19 protein-coding genes are annotated in these 15,601 nt (G+C 63.5%); 9 read left to right on the top strand and 10 right to left on the bottom strand.

Features of this window, described 5'->3' with window-relative positions; genetic code table 11:
• Nucleotides 1–3: 3 nt before the first annotated feature.
• Nucleotides 4–870: a LysR family transcriptional regulator gene (locus ACFSNN_RS09300; RefSeq protein WP_134461019.1), complete on the bottom strand. Its 867-nt coding sequence runs from the start codon at nucleotides 868–870 to the stop codon at nucleotides 4–6.
• Nucleotides 871–992: 122 nt separating this feature from the next.
• Between ACFSNN_RS09300 and ACFSNN_RS09295 the strand changes: the two genes are divergently transcribed.
• The 6 genes from ACFSNN_RS09295 (at nucleotide 993) to ACFSNN_RS09270 (ending at nucleotide 5,660) form a co-directional block, all read left to right on the top strand.
• Nucleotides 993–1,937, top strand: a complete 945-nt coding sequence (locus ACFSNN_RS09295; protein ID WP_134461022.1) for an AEC family transporter — start codon at nucleotides 993–995, stop codon at nucleotides 1,935–1,937.
• 165 nt (nucleotides 1,938–2,102) lie between these two features.
• A complete protein-coding gene (locus ACFSNN_RS09290; protein ID WP_134461025.1) occupies nucleotides 2,103–2,933 on the top strand; it encodes an AraC family transcriptional regulator in 831 nt (276 codons plus the stop codon).
• A 149-nt stretch (nucleotides 2,934–3,082) separates the two neighbouring features.
• Nucleotides 3,083–4,048 carry a quinone oxidoreductase family protein gene (locus tag ACFSNN_RS09285; protein ID WP_134461028.1) on the top strand — a complete coding sequence of 322 codons (966 nt, stop codon included), beginning with the start codon at nucleotides 3,083–3,085 and terminating at the stop codon, nucleotides 4,046–4,048.
• Between the two features lie 55 nt (nucleotides 4,049–4,103).
• A complete protein-coding gene (locus ACFSNN_RS09280; RefSeq protein WP_134461031.1) occupies nucleotides 4,104–4,280 on the top strand; it encodes a DUF1427 family protein in 177 nt (58 codons plus the stop codon).
• Between the two features lie 126 nt (nucleotides 4,281–4,406).
• Complete coding sequence (locus ACFSNN_RS09275) at nucleotides 4,407–4,985, top strand: DUF4337 domain-containing protein (RefSeq protein WP_134461033.1); 579 nt, start codon at nucleotides 4,407–4,409, stop codon at nucleotides 4,983–4,985.
• Between the two features lie 57 nt (nucleotides 4,986–5,042).
• On the top strand, nucleotides 5,043–5,660 hold the full coding sequence (locus ACFSNN_RS09270; protein WP_134461036.1) for a LysE family translocator: 618 nt from the start codon (nucleotides 5,043–5,045) through the stop codon (nucleotides 5,658–5,660).
• 26 nt (nucleotides 5,661–5,686) lie between these two features.
• On the opposite strand, the gene ACFSNN_RS09265 is transcribed toward ACFSNN_RS09270, so the two are convergent.
• The 4 genes from ACFSNN_RS09265 to ACFSNN_RS09250 all read right to left on the bottom strand — a co-directional run bounded on the left by ACFSNN_RS09265 (nucleotide 5,687) and on the right by ACFSNN_RS09250 (nucleotide 8,475).
• The gene (locus ACFSNN_RS09265; protein ID WP_134461039.1) at nucleotides 5,687–6,961 is read right to left on the bottom strand and encodes an RNA polymerase sigma factor; all 1,275 of its coding nucleotides are present in this window, start codon (nucleotides 6,959–6,961) and stop codon (nucleotides 5,687–5,689) included.
• Nucleotides 6,962–6,965: 4 nt separating this feature from the next.
• The gene (locus tag ACFSNN_RS09260) at nucleotides 6,966–7,373 is read right to left on the bottom strand and encodes a VOC family protein (protein WP_134461042.1); all 408 of its coding nucleotides are present in this window, start codon (nucleotides 7,371–7,373) and stop codon (nucleotides 6,966–6,968) included.
• Between the two features lie 186 nt (nucleotides 7,374–7,559).
• Nucleotides 7,560–7,973 (bottom strand): YciI family protein, encoded by a 414-nt coding sequence (locus ACFSNN_RS09255; RefSeq protein WP_134461045.1) that lies wholly within the window; start codon nucleotides 7,971–7,973, stop codon nucleotides 7,560–7,562.
• 148 nt (nucleotides 7,974–8,121) lie between these two features.
• Nucleotides 8,122–8,475, bottom strand: coding sequence for a YciI family protein (locus ACFSNN_RS09250; RefSeq protein WP_134461048.1), 354 nt, complete (start codon nucleotides 8,473–8,475; stop codon nucleotides 8,122–8,124).
• 588 nt (nucleotides 8,476–9,063) lie between these two features.
• Between ACFSNN_RS09250 and ACFSNN_RS09245 the strand changes: the two genes are divergently transcribed.
• Nucleotides 9,064–10,869: a hypothetical protein gene (locus ACFSNN_RS09245; protein ID WP_244322898.1), complete on the top strand. Its 1,806-nt coding sequence runs from the start codon at nucleotides 9,064–9,066 to the stop codon at nucleotides 10,867–10,869.
• 98 nt (nucleotides 10,870–10,967) lie between these two features.
• Here ACFSNN_RS09245 and ACFSNN_RS09240 read toward each other — a convergent pair whose 3' ends face one another.
• From ACFSNN_RS09240 to ACFSNN_RS09230, 3 genes are all read right to left on the bottom strand, one after another.
• Nucleotides 10,968–11,441 carry a hypothetical protein gene (locus ACFSNN_RS09240; protein ID WP_134461054.1) on the bottom strand — a complete coding sequence of 158 codons (474 nt, stop codon included), beginning with the start codon at nucleotides 11,439–11,441 and terminating at the stop codon, nucleotides 10,968–10,970.
• A 1,058-nt stretch (nucleotides 11,442–12,499) separates the two neighbouring features.
• Complete coding sequence (locus ACFSNN_RS09235; RefSeq protein WP_012428894.1) at nucleotides 12,500–12,772, bottom strand: DUF1488 family protein; 273 nt, start codon at nucleotides 12,770–12,772, stop codon at nucleotides 12,500–12,502.
• A 133-nt stretch (nucleotides 12,773–12,905) separates the two neighbouring features.
• Nucleotides 12,906–13,199 (bottom strand): hypothetical protein, encoded by a 294-nt coding sequence (locus tag ACFSNN_RS09230; RefSeq protein WP_134461057.1) that lies wholly within the window; start codon nucleotides 13,197–13,199, stop codon nucleotides 12,906–12,908.
• 376 nt (nucleotides 13,200–13,575) lie between these two features.
• Here ACFSNN_RS09230 and ACFSNN_RS09225 point away from each other — a divergent pair, with 376 nt between their 5' ends.
• Together ACFSNN_RS09225 and ACFSNN_RS09220 are read left to right on the top strand one after the other, a co-directional pair.
• A complete protein-coding gene (locus ACFSNN_RS09225) occupies nucleotides 13,576–14,049 on the top strand; it encodes a GNAT family N-acetyltransferase (protein ID WP_134461060.1) in 474 nt (157 codons plus the stop codon).
• Nucleotides 14,050–14,084: 35 nt separating this feature from the next.
• A complete protein-coding gene (locus ACFSNN_RS09220) occupies nucleotides 14,085–14,435 on the top strand; it encodes a DOPA 4,5-dioxygenase family protein (protein WP_134461063.1) in 351 nt (116 codons plus the stop codon).
• 53 nt (nucleotides 14,436–14,488) lie between these two features.
• On the opposite strand, the gene ACFSNN_RS09215 is transcribed toward ACFSNN_RS09220, so the two are convergent.
• Both ACFSNN_RS09215 and ACFSNN_RS09210 read right to left on the bottom strand, forming a co-directional pair.
• The gene (locus ACFSNN_RS09215) at nucleotides 14,489–14,800 is read right to left on the bottom strand and encodes a high-potential iron-sulfur protein (RefSeq protein WP_134461066.1); all 312 of its coding nucleotides are present in this window, start codon (nucleotides 14,798–14,800) and stop codon (nucleotides 14,489–14,491) included.
• A gap of 48 nt (nucleotides 14,801–14,848) precedes the next feature.
• Complete coding sequence (locus tag ACFSNN_RS09210; protein WP_134461069.1) at nucleotides 14,849–15,538, bottom strand: nitroreductase; 690 nt, start codon at nucleotides 15,536–15,538, stop codon at nucleotides 14,849–14,851.
• Nucleotides 15,539–15,601 lie beyond the last annotated feature (63 nt).

Below are 15,601 nucleotides of genomic sequence, written 5' to 3'. Positions count from 1 at the left end.
GCTTCACGCCAGTTCGAGAAAGCGCGCGAGACACGGATTGCAATTCGCCGGCGACCACGCCAACACCTGCTCGATCAGCGGCGCATCGGCCAGCGGCCGGAACACCACGCCCGCGAGTTGCGCGCGGCGCATGGAAGCCGGCACCAGCGCCACGCCCACCCCTTCGTCGACGAGACTCAGCACCGTCTGTTGCAGCTGCACTTCGAGACGTATGTCGGGTTCGAAGCCGCCCGAGCGGCAATGCTCGATGATTGTCGCGCGCAATGTTGGCGCGACTTCCTCGGACGCGAGCACGAACGGCTCGCCGGCCAGTTGCGCGATCTTCAGACGCCGCGCGCGCGCCCGCGGATGACTGCGCGACAGCGCAACACATAGCGGCTCGCTGAGAATCGTGCGTGTGGCGAGCCCCTTGCCCGGCACGTTCGGAAACATGATGGCTGCGTCGATCTGCCCGCTCAGCACCTGCGCGGCGAGATCGTTCGAGACGACCTCCCGCAAATTCAACGCGACCTCGGGATACGCCGCGCCGAAAGCCCGCGCATAACCCGGCACGACGCTATACGCCGCACACATCGTAAAGCCGATGGCGAGCTTGCCGGCGTCACCCTGCGCGGCGGCTTGCGCATTGCTGACCGCCTGCTCAACGGCGGCGAGAATCGCCTTCGCGTCGGCGTAAAAACGCTCGCCCGCAGCGGTCAAGCTCACGCTGCGCGGGCTGCGCTCGACCAGCGTCACGCCGACGCTCGCCTCCAGCGCCGCCAGTTGCCGGCTCAACGGCGGCTGCGACAAATTCAGACGCGTTGCCGCCCGGCCGAAATGGCGCGTCTCGGCCAGCGTCACGAAGTAGCGCAGCGGCTTGATATCGATCACGACGCCCTCACACAAAACGACAATGCAAAAAAAGTATTATCGAACACAGAAAACAGTATTGGATTGTATCGCCGCCAACCTCTACGCTGGCGAATCGCCATGCTTCCCCCATCTCTGCGCCGATGTTAGCCACCCTCGAAATCCTGCTTCCCGTTTTCGGCCTGATTTTCGCGGGTTTCGCCTGCCGCCGGCGCAACGTGCTCGGACCGAACTCGGCGTCGGAGCTGAACCGCTTCGTGGTCTGGCTGGCGCTCCCGGCGCTGCTGTTCGACATCATGGCGCACGCCACGTGGCAGCAGCTCTATCAACCGGCGTTCGTCGCTACATTCTCGATTGCGTGCGTCAGCGTGTTCGTGCTGATTCTGGCGATGCGGTTGATGACCGGCCGGCATCTCGCGGATGCAAGCGTCGATGCGATTGCGGCCTCGTATCCGAACACCGGCTATATCGGCTTCCCGCTCGGCATGATCGCGTTCGGCTCGGCGAGCCTGACGCCGACTACGATCGCCACGATCCTTGTCGCATGTGTGCTGTTCGCGGTTGCCATCGTGCTGATCGAGGTAGGTCTGCAGACCGAGCGCACGCCGCATAAGCTGGGTTTGAAGGTGCTGCGCTCGCTGGCGCGCAATCCGCTGATCGTGTCGCCGATTGCCGGCGTGCTGTTTGCCAGCCTCCATGTCGCGTTGCCGGCCAGCGCGGAGACTTTCCTGAAACTGCTGGGCGGCGCGGCGAGTCCGTGCGCGCTAGTGAGCCTCGGCTTGTTCCTCGCCGAGAAGCGCCCGGCCGACGCCGGCGCACGAGGCATTGCCTGGTTGCTCACGGGCGTGAAGCTGCTCGTACAGCCGGCGCTGACGTGGTGGCTGGCGGCGCGCGTGTTCGGGCTCTCGTCGACGCTGGTCGAGATGGCGGTCGTCCTCGCCGCGTTGCCCACCGGCACCGGGCCGTTCATGCTCGCCGAGTTCTACGAGCGTGAAGCGCACATTACCTCGCGAACGATCTTGCTCTCGACCGTGGGCTCGACCGTGACCCTCTCGTTGCTGCTGCTGTTGATGGGCCATCGCACGTAAGCGCACATAAGCGCACATAAGCGCACATAAGCTCATCCAGTCGCATCCGAACGCGCCGACCGGCGCTCAAGCTGCACAGGCGCGCGCCTCGCGCTATGCTTCGCGAACGGATCGCCCCGGTCCGCGACCTTCGTCCGCAATGCGCGGAGCCTGAGCCAAGCCGCCGTGCCCAAAGCCCGCCCACCCGAACTCCACGACGACGCCGACGCCCGTTCGCTCGCGCGGCACTATCCGCGCGGGCTGCGTATCGACCCGCACTCGCACACGTGGGCGCAGGTGTTGTACGCGGTATCGGGCGTGATGTGGGTCGAGGTCGGCCGCGAAGCGCTGGTCGTGCCGCCGCAGCGCGCGGTCTGGCTGCCGGCCGGCACGCTGCACGCCATCCACATGATGAGCGAAGTGGAGATGCGCAATCTCTATCTCCACGCGCGCAATGTCGGTCACCTGAGCCGCCGCAGCGACGTGTTCGAAGTGAACGGCCTGCTGCGCGAACTGATCAATTCGATCGCGGAGCATGAAGGCAGCGATTCGCGCGATCAAACCTATCTCGACGCCGCCTACCGTCTCGCCATGCTGGAACTGGGACACGCGCCGCGCTCGTCGCTGCGCATCGCGCTGCCCGACGCGTCGGACCGGCGGCTCGACGCGCTGTGCCGCGCGGTGATCGACAATCCGTCGATTGCGATCAGCTTCGAGCAGCATGCGGCGTCCGTCGGGGCGAGCGTGCGGACGCTGGCGCGGCTCTTCACACGCGAACTGGGCGTCGGCTTTGCCGAATGGCGCCGCCAGGTGCAACTGGCGGTCGCCGTCTCCTGGCTCGCCGAAGGACGCCCGGTGAGCAGCATCGCGCGCGCGCTCGGTTTTCAGCCGAGCAGCTTCAGCGACATGTTCCGGCGCGAACTGGGCGCGCCGCCGACTGGCTTCGATCCGAGCGGCACGTTGAGCGAGGTCGCGTCCGCCGTCTCGCCCGAAGCCGCGAAAAGCCGCCAAGGTTGATCAGGTTCGCTGCGTTACTAGCGCGCAGGTCTCCAAACGTCTTGTCCGATTTTCGAAAGCCTTTGTCTCAACGCCTTTCTGCCCGCCACCTAGACTAACGTTCAATCTGTTGCGCAACGCAGCCAGGAACCCAATTGGAGCCACAAACGATGAAAGCCATCCAGTTCAAATCTTTTGGCAGCCCCGAAGTGCTCGACTACACCGACCTGCCGACCCCGCAAGCCGATGCGGACAACGTCGTCGTGCAGGTCAAGGCAGCGTCGGTGAATCCGAGCGATGTCAAGAACGTCTCCGGGCATTTCGCACACACGGTGCTGCCGCGCACGCCCGGCCGCGACTTCAGCGGCGTGGTGGTGGACGGCCCGCAAGCCTGGCTCGGTGCCGAAGTGTGGGGCACCGGCGGCGACATCGGCTTCACGCGCGACGGCACGCACGCCGAATTCATCAAACTGCCGCTCGCGGCACTCTCGCGCAAACCCAAAACGCTGAGCCACGCGGAAGCCTCCGCGATCGGCGTGAACTTCGTGGTTGCCTGGCTCGGCACGGTCGAGTACGCGCATCTGCAAGCGGGCGAAACCATCGCCGTGATCGGCGCGGGCGGCGGCGTGGGCGGTGCGGTGGTGCAGATCGCCAAGGCGCGCGGCGCCCGCGTGATCGCCGTGGACCGTCATCCGCTCGACGCGGACACGCCGGCGGGCCGCCTGATCGACGACTACGTGCCGTTCGATGAAAACGTCACGGACCGCTTGAGAGCGCTCACCGACGGCGCGGGCGCGGACGTCGTGTACGACACAGTCGGCGGCGTGGCGTTCGAGACCGCGTTGAGCCTCGTCAAACGTCGTGGCCGCGTGCTCGAAATCAGCGGCACGGGCAAGCGTCGCGTCGAATTCGATCTGATCGACTTCTATCACAACGAGACGCAATTGCTCGGCGTGGACAGCGCGAAGCTCGGCGTCGCGGAATCGGCGCCGTTGATGACGGCGCTAGTCGACGGCTTCGAAACCGGCAAGCTGACCGGCCCGGCTATCGCGCAAACATTCCCGCTCGAACGCGCTCGCGAAGCCTACGAGGCCGTGGCCGCCGGCACACGCGGCCGGGTCGTCATCGCAATGTGATCGCCATCGCGACCGGCGGGCCCGGCAGCCCGCCTCTCACCTGGACACAACAGTCATGAAAGCGTATTTGATCTCGCTGGCCGCCGGTCTGCTGGTCGGCCTCCTCTACAGCGTGATGGACGTGAAGTCGCCCGCGCCGCCGACCGTCGCGCTGGTCGGGCTGCTCGGCATGCTCGGCGGCGAACATATGATTCCGTTGGTGCGGACGTGGCTGGCGTCGGGCATCCATTGACTCGCCTCTTGCGGCCGCGTCTCTCAGGCACCTTTTCCGTCACCCCGCGTCACACGCTAAGATTGAGCCCGACGGGCTCGTGCGTCGCCCGCAGACGACAAGAAAAGCATTGCCTCGGAGAATCAGATGCCTGAAGAATATGAAGTGCATGGTCCGCACGACCACGCGGTGGAACATGCCGGTCATCACGACGCGGATCCGTTTGCGAGCCGCATGGCCGTGATGACGGCCATTCTCGCGACGATCGGCGCGCTGTGCGCGTACCAGAGCGGCAACAGCGAAAATCTCGCGCTGTACTACAAGAACGAAGCCGCGATCAAAAAGACCGAAGCGTCGAACCAGTGGAATTACTACCAGGCGAAGGGCGAGAAAGAAAATCTCGCCGAACTCGGCGCGGCGCTGTCCGCTGGCAACACGGACGCGCATACGAAATTTCTCGCCGACGTCGACAAATACAAGCAGCAGAAAGAGCCGATCCGCGCGAAGGCCGAAGCGATCGAAAAGGAAGTCGTCGATAACGACGCGCGCAGCGAAGCGTTGCTGCATGGCCATCATCGCTGGGCACAGGCCACCACGCTGATTCAGGTGGCGATCGCCCTGTGCGCGATCACGTTGCTGACCCGCAAGAAATGGCTGCGCAATCTCTCGTTCGTCGTGGCTGGCGCGGGCGTGATCACCGGCGCGTTGGCGTTTTTCTCGGCTTGATGGGCGAAGCGGCGTGCGGCGATAGTGCGCCGCATGCCGCGAATGAAGGAGTACAGCGTGGTTGATGGATCCGCGGTTCTAGGCGTTTTCTCTGTGTACGTGGCCGGCGTGGTGACTCCCGGGCCGAACTTCGTTGCGGTTGCGCACAAGGCCGCATCGGCGACGCGTGTCGAAGCGCTCGCGATGGTCGGCGGCATCGTGCTGGTCAACCTGTTCTGGGCAAGCTGCGCGATTCTCGGCGTCGGCATCGTGTTCACGGCTTTTCCATGGCTCGCATTGGCGGTGAAGCTGGCCGGCGCCGGCTATCTGATCTGGTTCGGCGGACGACTGATCGTCAACGCGTCGGCGGGCAAACCGGCCGCCGGCGTGAATGCCGCGGCGGGCGGCTTCCGGCAAGCGTTCGCGCAAGGCTTCGCGACCAACATCGCGAATCCAAAGTCGATGGCGTTCTTCGCCGCCGTGTTCTCGTCCGCCGCGCCGGCGCATGTCAGCGTCGGCACGTTTGTGGCGATGCTCGGCATGGTGTGCGTGGTCGCGAGCAGCTGGTACGGATTCGTCGCGCTGACCTTGTCGCATGAGCGCATTGCGACCGCGTACCGGAGCTGGAAGGCGTCGATCGATCGCGTATGCGGCGGGTTGATCGTTGCGTTGGGCGTGCGTCAGTTGATCCGGTAGCGGTTATAGCGTTTAACGCGGCGCGCTCAATGCGCTGTACCGTGCGCGCGTTCGAGCAGCAACTCGCGCTCGCGCGCATTGCGCGTCATCCCGGCCGCCCGTTCGAATTCGGCGCGCGCTTCTTCCATGCGTCCCAGCTTGGCCAGGAGATCGCCGCGTACGCTCGGCAGCCAGTGATAGTTCGCCAGCGCGGCGTCGCTTGCCAGCGCATCGACGATCTCCAAACCGGCCGCCGGACCGAACGCCATGCCGACCGCCACCGCACGGTTCAACTCGACCACCGGCGACGGCGCCACCTGCGCCAGCGCGTCATACAGTGCGACGATCTGCGCCCAGTCGGTATCTTCCGCGCGACGCGCACGGGCGTGACATGCGGCGAGCGCTGCCTGCAACGCGTACGGGCCGCTCGCGCCGCCGAGCGCGTGCGCGCTGTTGAGCGCGGCCAGTCCACGACGGATCAGAAGCGGATCCCAGCGGCTGCGATCCTGATCGAGCAGCAGCACCGGACGGCCTTGCGCGTCCGTGCGCGCATGCGTGCGCGAGGCCTGAATCTCCATCAGCGCGACGAGGCCGTGCACTTCGCTTTCGTCGGGCACGAGACCGCTCAGCACGCGGCCGAGCCGCAGCGCTTCCTCGCAGAGCGCCGGACGCATCCAGTCGTCGCCGGCCGTGGCCGAATAGCCTTCGTTGAAAATCAGATAGATAACCTGCAGCACCGAAGCGAGCCGCGGCGCGCGTGCGTCCGCTTGCGGCACCTCGAACGGCACCTTGGCCGCCGACAGCGTGCGCTTGGCGCGCACGATGCGCTGTGCGACGGTCGGTTCCGGCACGAGAAACGCGCGCGCGATTTCGTCCGTGGTGAGGCCGCCGAGCAGACGCAGTGTGAGCGCGACGCGCGCATCGGTCGACAACACCGGGTGGCACGCGGTGAACACGAGCCGCAGCAGATCGTCGCCGATATCGTCGGCGCGGGCGGCATCGAGGGCATCGACGAAATCGGGCACGAGATGCGCCTCCATCGCGTCGAGATCGTGCCCCAGCTCCTGACGCTTGCGAGCATGCAGCGCTTCCTGGCGCAAGCGGTCGAGGGCACGGTTCTTTGCGGTCGCCATCAGCCATGCTCCCGGGTTGTCGGGCACGCCCGCGTCGGGCCAGTGTTCGAGCGCGGACACCAGCGCGTCTTGCGCCAGTTCCTCGGCGAGCCCAACGTCGCGCACGATCCGCGCGACGTGGGCGATGACCTTGGCGGACTCGATCCGCCAGACTGCCTCGATGGCACGATGCGTGGCTGCCGTGGTCACCGCTTCAGCCCGCCGCCTTGCCGTTCGGGTCCATGTAGATGAGCTCCCAGATGTGGCCGTCGATATCCTCGAAGCCGTGCCCATACATGAAGCCGTAGTCCTGCGGAGCGCGCGGAACGGCGCCGCCGGCAGCGAGCGCTTTGGCAACCAGCGCATCCACCTCCGCCCGGCTTTCGCACGACAGGCCCACCAGCGCTTCCGTGCTTTCCTTCGGATCGCACAGCGACTTGCGGGTGAACGATTTGAACAGTTCCTTGACCAGCAGCATCGCGTAAATGTTCTCGCCGAGGATCAGACAGGCCGCCTGTTCGTTCGTGAATTGCGGTTCAAAGCTCAAGCCGATCGCGCTGAAGAAGGTTTTCGATCGTTCGAGATTGTCGACCGCGAGATTGACGTAGATCTGCTTATGCATGACGGAGTCCAATGATCGGTTGTGGACAGGGCGCGGCTGGAACGCCCTGCGCCGTGTTCAGCTCGCCTCAGCGAGCGTTTTCAGACTGTTCAGGCCGTCCTCGAAATCCTTGCCGACCGTTTTGTCCATGCTGAAGAACACCTGAGTCAGCTTCGACATCAACGGCGCGCGCTTCGCGTTTGCGTTTCAGCGCTTGCCGGCGTCCAGTTCGCGGAACCGCTCCAACTCCGGGCCGGGTTCGAAGTCGTCGAATTCGAACAATTGACGCACCTCGATTTCGCCGTCCGCCTGGTCGCCGAAGGGCGCCGGAAAGCGCCGCGCCCATTCCATGGCTTCTTCGCGCGAGCGCACCTGGATCAGCGTGTAGCCGGCAATCAGTTCTTCGGTTTCCGGAAACGGGCCGTCCACCACCGAGCGCTTGCCGCCACTGTAGCGAACGCGCCAGCCTTTCGAACTCGGTTGCAGGCCGGTGGCGTCGAGCAGCACGCCGGCTTTGGCCAGCTCTTCGTGATACGCGCCCATCGCGGCCATCAGGGACGCTTCCGGCATCTCGCCGGCTTCGCTGGCGGCGGTCGCTTTTACGAGGATCATGAATCGCATCGCCGTGACTCCTTATCATTGTGAGAGGGAGAGCCGCGCCCTTGGCTGGCTTCTTATTCACACGACGAGCAACGCGCGGCCGGATCGACACACTTGCCGATCCGCCAGGGAAAACCCCGAAACCACATGGCATCGATGCGCGAATCGGCTAGAGGAAACACGGTCCGAGCTTGCGGACTTCGACCGTGCACCACGTTGCGGCCGGGCAGGCTTCGGCAATCGCCACGGCTTCTTCACGCGTTTCGACATTGAGAAGGAAGAACCCGCCAACCATTTCCTTGGCTTCGGCGAACGGGCCGTCGAGCAATTTCGGCTGACCGTCGCGCACCTGGACGTGCACGGCGTCGTTCAGGGACGTGAGCGATTCGGCCGCGACCAGCTTGCCGCGCGCTTTTAGATCGGCGGAGAAGCGGAGCATCTGATCGTAGACTTCGCGGCCCGCGGCTTCACCGCGTTCAATGCGTTGATTCGGGGGTTCGACGATGAGCAGCATATAAGACATGGCGTCTCCGATTTTGATCGCGCCGCGGATGTGAACGCCCTGGAGGCGTATGAAGGCAAAAGCGCGTGCGGCGGGCTGGCGAGAGGCAGTCTAACAAGCATGAAAGGCTCCGGCAAACCTGATCCGGCATTGGCGCGGCGGCCCAGTGGGCGTTTTACGGAGACTCGTAATATGCGCGCGTCATGGGGATTCGTTTTTACCGTGCGGCACGATATCGCCGCATGGAGGTATTCCCCAACGCGCTAAACACCCCCGTGTAATTGCCATTCGTTTTATCGCGTTGACACGCGCGAATTATCGGCCTTCAATTTAACGACGATGCATGGTCCGATTGCGCGCAATCGTCGGCAAATCGGCCCGCAAAAGGATGGCCCATTCACAAGCAATCGAATGATTAGAGCAGCGGGGGAAATCATGCATCGATCGTTAGTGCGCAACGGCATTGCCGCCATCGCGGCCCTAGTCATTTTCCAACTCAGCAGTTGCGGCGGTGGCGGCGGCTCCAACTCCAATTCCGGCTCCAACTCGTCAAGCACGCCGACGGGCCCAGCGACCGTCCTGACCGGGACGGTGACCGCAGGCAGCCTCATGCCTGACGCGCATGTCACGGTGATCGATTCAGCCGGCGTCTGGGTGAACGGGTCCGCCAACGCTCAAAGCGTGTACTCGGTCCTGGTGAAAGGCATGACGCCGCCGTTCCTGATTGTCGCCAACGATTTTGCCCGCCGGTCCGCCCCGCTCGTCTCGGTGCTGGCCCAGTTGCCGAACGGCCCGGCGCCGGCCGTCGCCAACGTCACGACGCTGACCACCGCGGTCGCCGCCATGCTCACGGTCTCCGGCAACCCGCTCGACCTCGCGTCGCCCACGGCGCTCGCCAAGGTGGCCCAAAGCGCCGTACAGATCGAAGCCGATACGCTCAGCGGGATATTGGGGATCATCCTTGCGCGGAACGGCGTCGGAGGGATCGACTTCGATCTCATGGGCGGCGCGTTCACACCGGACCATACCGGCGCCGACGCAGTCATCGACGCGGTGTCCGTCGTCCCGGCCGCTAACGGCGGCTTGCTGCTGCTATCGAATGCCGCGCCCAATACGACCGTGGCGCTGAACAGGAGCACCACGCGAGCGGTGATACTCGACGCGCCGCCCGCACCCGCGAATTACCTGGAACCGCTCGCGACGCTGCTGACGGCCTGCGCCGCCTCCGGCACGTTCAACACGTCCTGCTCGCCAGCGCTCGACGCCACGTTCCTGGAAAACGGTTCGACCGATTTCGCTGTCGGCCATGGCTTCACGGACGCGGACTTGACCGGCGCCGTATTCGGTTCGCCGAAGACCCTCGCCTTTTTCACGCTCAACGGCAAGCAGCAGTCGCTCGTACAGTTCCCGGTCACGCTCTCGGACGGCAAGTCGGCGTGCCTCTTCTACAGCATCGCTCAGCAACGCGCGACGCCGGTCACCCTCGCCGACGGCGTGCAGTTTGGCTGGGATCTGATCGGCAACCAGTCGCGATTCGCCGTGTCGATCAACTCCCAAATCGCGCGGAGCACGTTCCTCGATTTGAAGCCGAACGACGTGGACCATTACGAGTCGGGCCTGATGATCACGATCCCGACCGCGTCGAATCCATCCGTCTATTCGGCTTCCGTTACTGGCCCGGGTCTCGCCGCGCCGATCTGGTTGATGCAGCGCACGGTTCCTGACAGCAGCACGCTGGCTTTGTCGGACGCGGTCTTGAGCGCCGCGCCGGTGTCACCTGCCACGACCGGCAGCGACACGACGTTTTATCGCTGGTCGTGGCAATCGATTTCGTCGGCAGCGAACTTCCTGGCGCCGGCCGCGAGCGGCTACTACGCCGTGCACCCGATGGACGCGAGTATCGTGCCGCTCTATTCGACCTACACGATCACGTTCTACGACCGGAACGGCGCGCAGCTCGGCCAGTCGTCGATCATCAATCCAAGCAGCCCATTGAGCGCAGCGGCCGGCAACTCGGTCGCATGGCCGACGCTGCTGCCGGAGTTCACCAATCAATTCCTGCCCCCCGGCGGGTCGCTCGCGGGCCTGCAGAGCACGGCGAGCGTGACATGGTCGGGCCTCGTGAACGGGCAGGACCTCGCGTTTCCGGTGACATTCGTGCACGTCCGGGCAACCGGTCTGACAGCCTCAGGGACGGCAACGGAAGGGGACGGCTATTTCGTCGGCGCGCCGAACGGCACGGCCGTCGTCGGACAGTATCAGGCGACAGTCAGCGCAGGCAGCAATTCGCTCGGCGTGCTGACTTGCTTGACTTGCGGATTCCCGCCGCTGACCTCGGGCTATTCGCGGCTCGTGCAATTGAACGGCGGGCAGGACGCGACCGCGTTCTACGTTTCGACGGCGTACAACGATTAGCGCCGTTCCTTGCTAAGTCACCGCGGCAGACTAAAAAAACGCCCCACATGGGGCGTTTCATTTGCGCGTGTGAAAAAGGAGAAACGCGTGCGGCCGGCTCAGACCGTCGCTTCCGCAATCGCCTGCACCTGCGCGGACCTCATCAATCCTTCGATCATTCGCGCTTCCGCGCTCGCGATCTCGCTCAGCGATGCCACGGACAGTTGTCCGTCGAGAATCGCCAACGCCGTGCACAAGCGGGCGTATTCGCCGTCTTGCAATGCCCACGCGCCTTCGTCGTGTTCACGCACGTCGAGCTGCACCATCGCGGCATGTGCGCTTTCGATGTCGGACAGAACGTCTTCACCGAGGCCCAAGCGCGCAAGTTCCTGCGACACCAGCAAATGCCGGCTCAACGTCATATGCAGATTCCGCGAGCCGTGGCCGTGCCGGAATGCATCGAGGGCGGTGTAGCACTGCAGGAGCATCGCCGACGTAACCGGCTCATGAGCGGTGCGGCTATAGGTCAGCGCGCGCAACAACGGGGACATGGCCGACTGGTTGTGCTTGCGGACTCGCGATTTACTGGACATATCGGTTCAACCTCCTTCTCTAACTCTCGGCTTCGCCACCGAATTTTTTTGCTCCGGTAACAAACGCCGCCGATACGCCGGCGGCTTGACAGGCCCTGATGTGAGTCTGTGCAGCCATCATGGCAAGCAACTATTAAGACAGACTTAAACGGCTTCAAGTCCGGTTTGCATGCAGCATCTCACACTACGCAACCAGCTGGTTGTTCGATTCCGCCAAAAGCGTAGCGCGTAGCGCAACGTTGAGATATCGGTTCGAACTTGCCAATTACAAGTCGCGTCGCGCGTCACGACGAAAAAAAACCCCGTTCCCGCGAGGGAACAGGGCCTGACAGGATGGAACAGTCGTACTCGCGCGTGGATGCTCGCCGACGTATAACCACCGCAAACTCGCAAAGCTGTTGTTACTTGAACTACACCTGCTGAAGCTGTGTTGCCTGGACTGCCACTGCAAATAAAACCGTGCTGCGTGAACTACCACGACAAATAAAACGTGCTGCCGATACTGCTGCTGCGAAACCATTCGTTTCAGAACTGCTCACTGCAATTACAGTCGGGTCCTTCGCCTTCGACATCGCCTGACTGCAACCCCCTGCTGATTCACGCGCAAATTACATGGATCGCGCGCCGTTTGCATTGCTTCGACTACCTACTGCTTTACTGCCCTGCCGCCTTCGACAACCGCGGCAAACTGCCATCAACGGTACGGTTCAAAACAACGCGGGGGAAGACCGCGTCGATGGGGCTCGGTGATTTGTCGCTCCATGGAAAACAGTGTATTCCGGCAGGTGCGAATGCAATTGGGCGAAGCGAAGGGATTTGGCAGGCCAGTTTGGCGAATCGGTGTAACAGGCCGGTTTCGTCAGAGGTGAGCGGCGCGCAGTCTGCGCCGCCACGGCAAAACATGCGGTTATCGCGAGGGCCAATTCGTCGCCGACGACCTCGGCCGTGCATTGGAGCAATGCGCGGGGCGGAATGGCAACGACGCGAGCGACGGAACCGTCGCCGTCGCTCGCTGATCTTTGAGCATGTGAGCTTGCAAGGCGCGCAGCGTGAACTCGTCAACCGCGTGCGGCGAAATCGCTGATCGTCAGCAGCACTTTTTCGCCCGGACGCGCCAGCAGTTTTCTCTCCGCTACAGCGGTGATGCGTTTGCGGCCGTCAGCGAACGTCTTCAGTACACGTTCCTCGCCCGCGCCGCGTTGCAACCAGAAGTGCTGTTCCAGGGCCTCACGCGTGACGGCGCATTCGAGGTCCCGGCCTCGCGTCGAAAGCTGGAAAATCACCGTGCGCCCGTCTGCCGAGACGCTTGGTTCAAACTCGATAATCTCCATGGCCCACCTCGCAAAGTTCGTTAAACCGCTCGCCGTGTTGAACGAACGACACCGAAAAAAACTGAATACAGATGCGAAACACGCGTCGAGTTCTTTCGACTGATCAATGCACGCTATCGCGCCACGGCCAGACTCACTGTGCGCTGGACCACTGTCGGGTGGCCGAAGCATGCGCGCTGGACCAGCACGGACGTTTCGCGCGGAACTCGTGCAGCAGCGCATTCAACCCTTCCGTCATGGCTTGCGTGCCGCGCCGCACACCTCGCGACGCGGACGACAGCGCGAACCAGGAATGCGGCGGCCGAAGCTCATGGCACATGCCGCGCGCATCGGCAAAGCGCAGACAACCGGTGTCGGGATAAAAGACGAGTGTGATCGCGTCGCCGTCGACCCCGTGCGTGACCGTGAGTGGTTTCGTATTCAGCATTTTCGTTGTTATGCCAGGTGGCGTCGTTCATCGGCGGTTCGACGTTCGAACCCGCACGCGCCAGCAATTCGCGAGTGAGGCAAAAGCAAAGCGCATGCCAATGAACAAAAACCTTGTCGGCCGAGCCGCGGCGAACGCGACACCAAAAGCCAGCACCATGCCGTCAGCAAGCCGCAAACGCCGACTGCGCATGAAAGATCGTGCGCGATAGCGCAAGAATCCGCCACGCGGCGGACCTTATGACGAAGGCATCCACGCGGCCGGCGGCTAGCGAACTCGAGAGGCACAAACATAACCGCGTGGTAAAAAAGCGCTGCTGGCGCGACAATTCACGACCATTCTTACTGGCCGCCGGCACGCCGGAAACGTTACCAACATGTCCGTTCAAGAACCTGTCTTCACCCTGCGCCCGGCATTGGACACGGACGAGGCCTTTCTATTCGAGCTGCGCAAGGCGACCATGACGGAGCACCTGGCGCGCGTCGGCGAGCCGTCGGACGACACCGAGCATCGCGCGCGTCTGCTGCATCGTTATGACACAGCGCGCGTGATTTGCATCGACGGCGCGCCCGCCGGTTTGCTCAAAGCGCATCGCACCGACACCGAGTGGGTCGTCGTGCAATTGCAGATCGCGCCTGCGCTGCAAGGGCGCGGTATCGGCGAGCGCGCGCTGTACACGGTGTTGCGCGCCGCGCAGGCCGACGCGTTGCCGGTCACCCTCAAGGTGCTCAAAGGCAATCCCGCGCAGCGCCTGTACGAGCGCCTCGGCTTCGAGATCGTCGGCGAAGATGAGAGACAGTTTCACATGAGGCGCGCGCCGCGCGCGTCGGCGGAAATTGAAGCAGAATGAATGTCGGATAAAGACAGATACGCCACGGACTTGATATGACCTTTCGCGATACCTCCGCCATTACAAGCTGGCACGCCCACGTGTATTTCGATGCGGGCAGCCGCGACGCGGCATGGACTTTCCGCGAGCAGATCGGCGCGCACTGGGGCGACGCACTGCAACTGGGCCGCTTTCACGAGCGCCCGGTCGGACCTCATCCCATGTGGTCGTATCAGCTCGCGTTCACGCAATCGCAGTTCGCCGACGTGGTCGGCTGGCTCACGCTCAATCATGGCGCGCTGGATATCTTCCTGCACCCCAATACCGGCGATGCATTACGCGATCATCGCGACGCAGCCGTATGGATCGGCCGTTCGTACGAACTGGTGCTGAGCGCGTTGAATTGACTGCATGTAAGTGCGGCGCGCGACAAACCTAATCGCGCGCCGCCTCTTGCCGTTCACATATTCGAGTACGCACTGCACCAGCCGCGCGCCGCGACTTGCTTGTCGCCGAACAGCGTGCATCCGCCATATGCGTCGTTGGCTTTGCCCTGGAACAGCGAGCAGTTGGCACAGCTCTGTCCGGCGGCGTAGCCCGGAAACTTCGCTTTGTCGACCTTGGACGCGTCCTCTTTGTAGCCGACGGCTTGCGCTTTCGGATCGGATTCGCTGAGTGTATTTGCCGTGTCGGCGCAGGCGGCACGGGTGAGCATGACCGCCGAGCCCGCGCTCACGCCCAGCAGCAGAAAATGACGACGCGATGTTTTCATATGGGTCCAATGGAAAGTGGGGACTTGCCTCGATCGCAATAACCGCCGTCAATCGAGAAATCGCGTGAACCGTTCGACTGGTTCGCGCTCGGTGCGTAACGTGTTGACCAAAGCGCTTTCGTCGGCGAAACCAAGTGACATGCCGCACACCAGTTGCTCTTCAGGCGGCAAGCCGAGCTGCTCGGCAATCACCCGATGAAACGGCGTAAATGCGGCTTGCGGACACGTATTGAGACCGCGCCCGCGCGCGGCCGTCATGATCGCCTGCAGGAACATGCCGTAGTCGAGCCAGCTGCCGCGTTCCATCACCCGGTCGATGGTAAAGAACAAGCCCACCGGTGCGCCGAAGAAGCGATAGTTCTGCGCATGCTGCTCGTGCATGCGCGCCTTGTCGCCTTTTTCGATGCCGAGCAAACCATACAGATCCCAGCCGATTTTGCGGCGCCGGTCGATGTACGGCGACACCCATCGATGCGGATAGTACGGATACTCTTCCTGATACAGCTCGTCGCATTGCGGGTGATCGTAAGCGTCGAGCAACGCCTGCGAGAGACGCGCCAGCGACTCGCCCGTCACCACGCAGACCTTCCACGGCTGCGTATTGGTGCCCGACGGGGCACGGCTGGCGGCTTCAAGAATGGCTTCGATATCGGCGCGCGGCACCGGCGTGGGCAGAAAGGCGCGAATCGAACGCCGCGTGACGAGCGCGGCCTCGACGTCGTTGACGGGGATGGTCATCGGCGAATTCCGGTGGAACCAGCAGTTGTGACGGTCTGCGGGAATTCTAGCGCGAGCGCACGC

It is taken from the genome of Paraburkholderia dipogonis (assembly GCF_042680985.1).
Classification (GTDB): Bacteria; Pseudomonadota; Gammaproteobacteria; order Burkholderiales; family Burkholderiaceae; genus Paraburkholderia; species Paraburkholderia phytofirmans.
The sequence above is the reverse complement of the archived record's forward strand: the minus strand, read 5'-3'. Positions and strand labels throughout refer to the sequence as shown.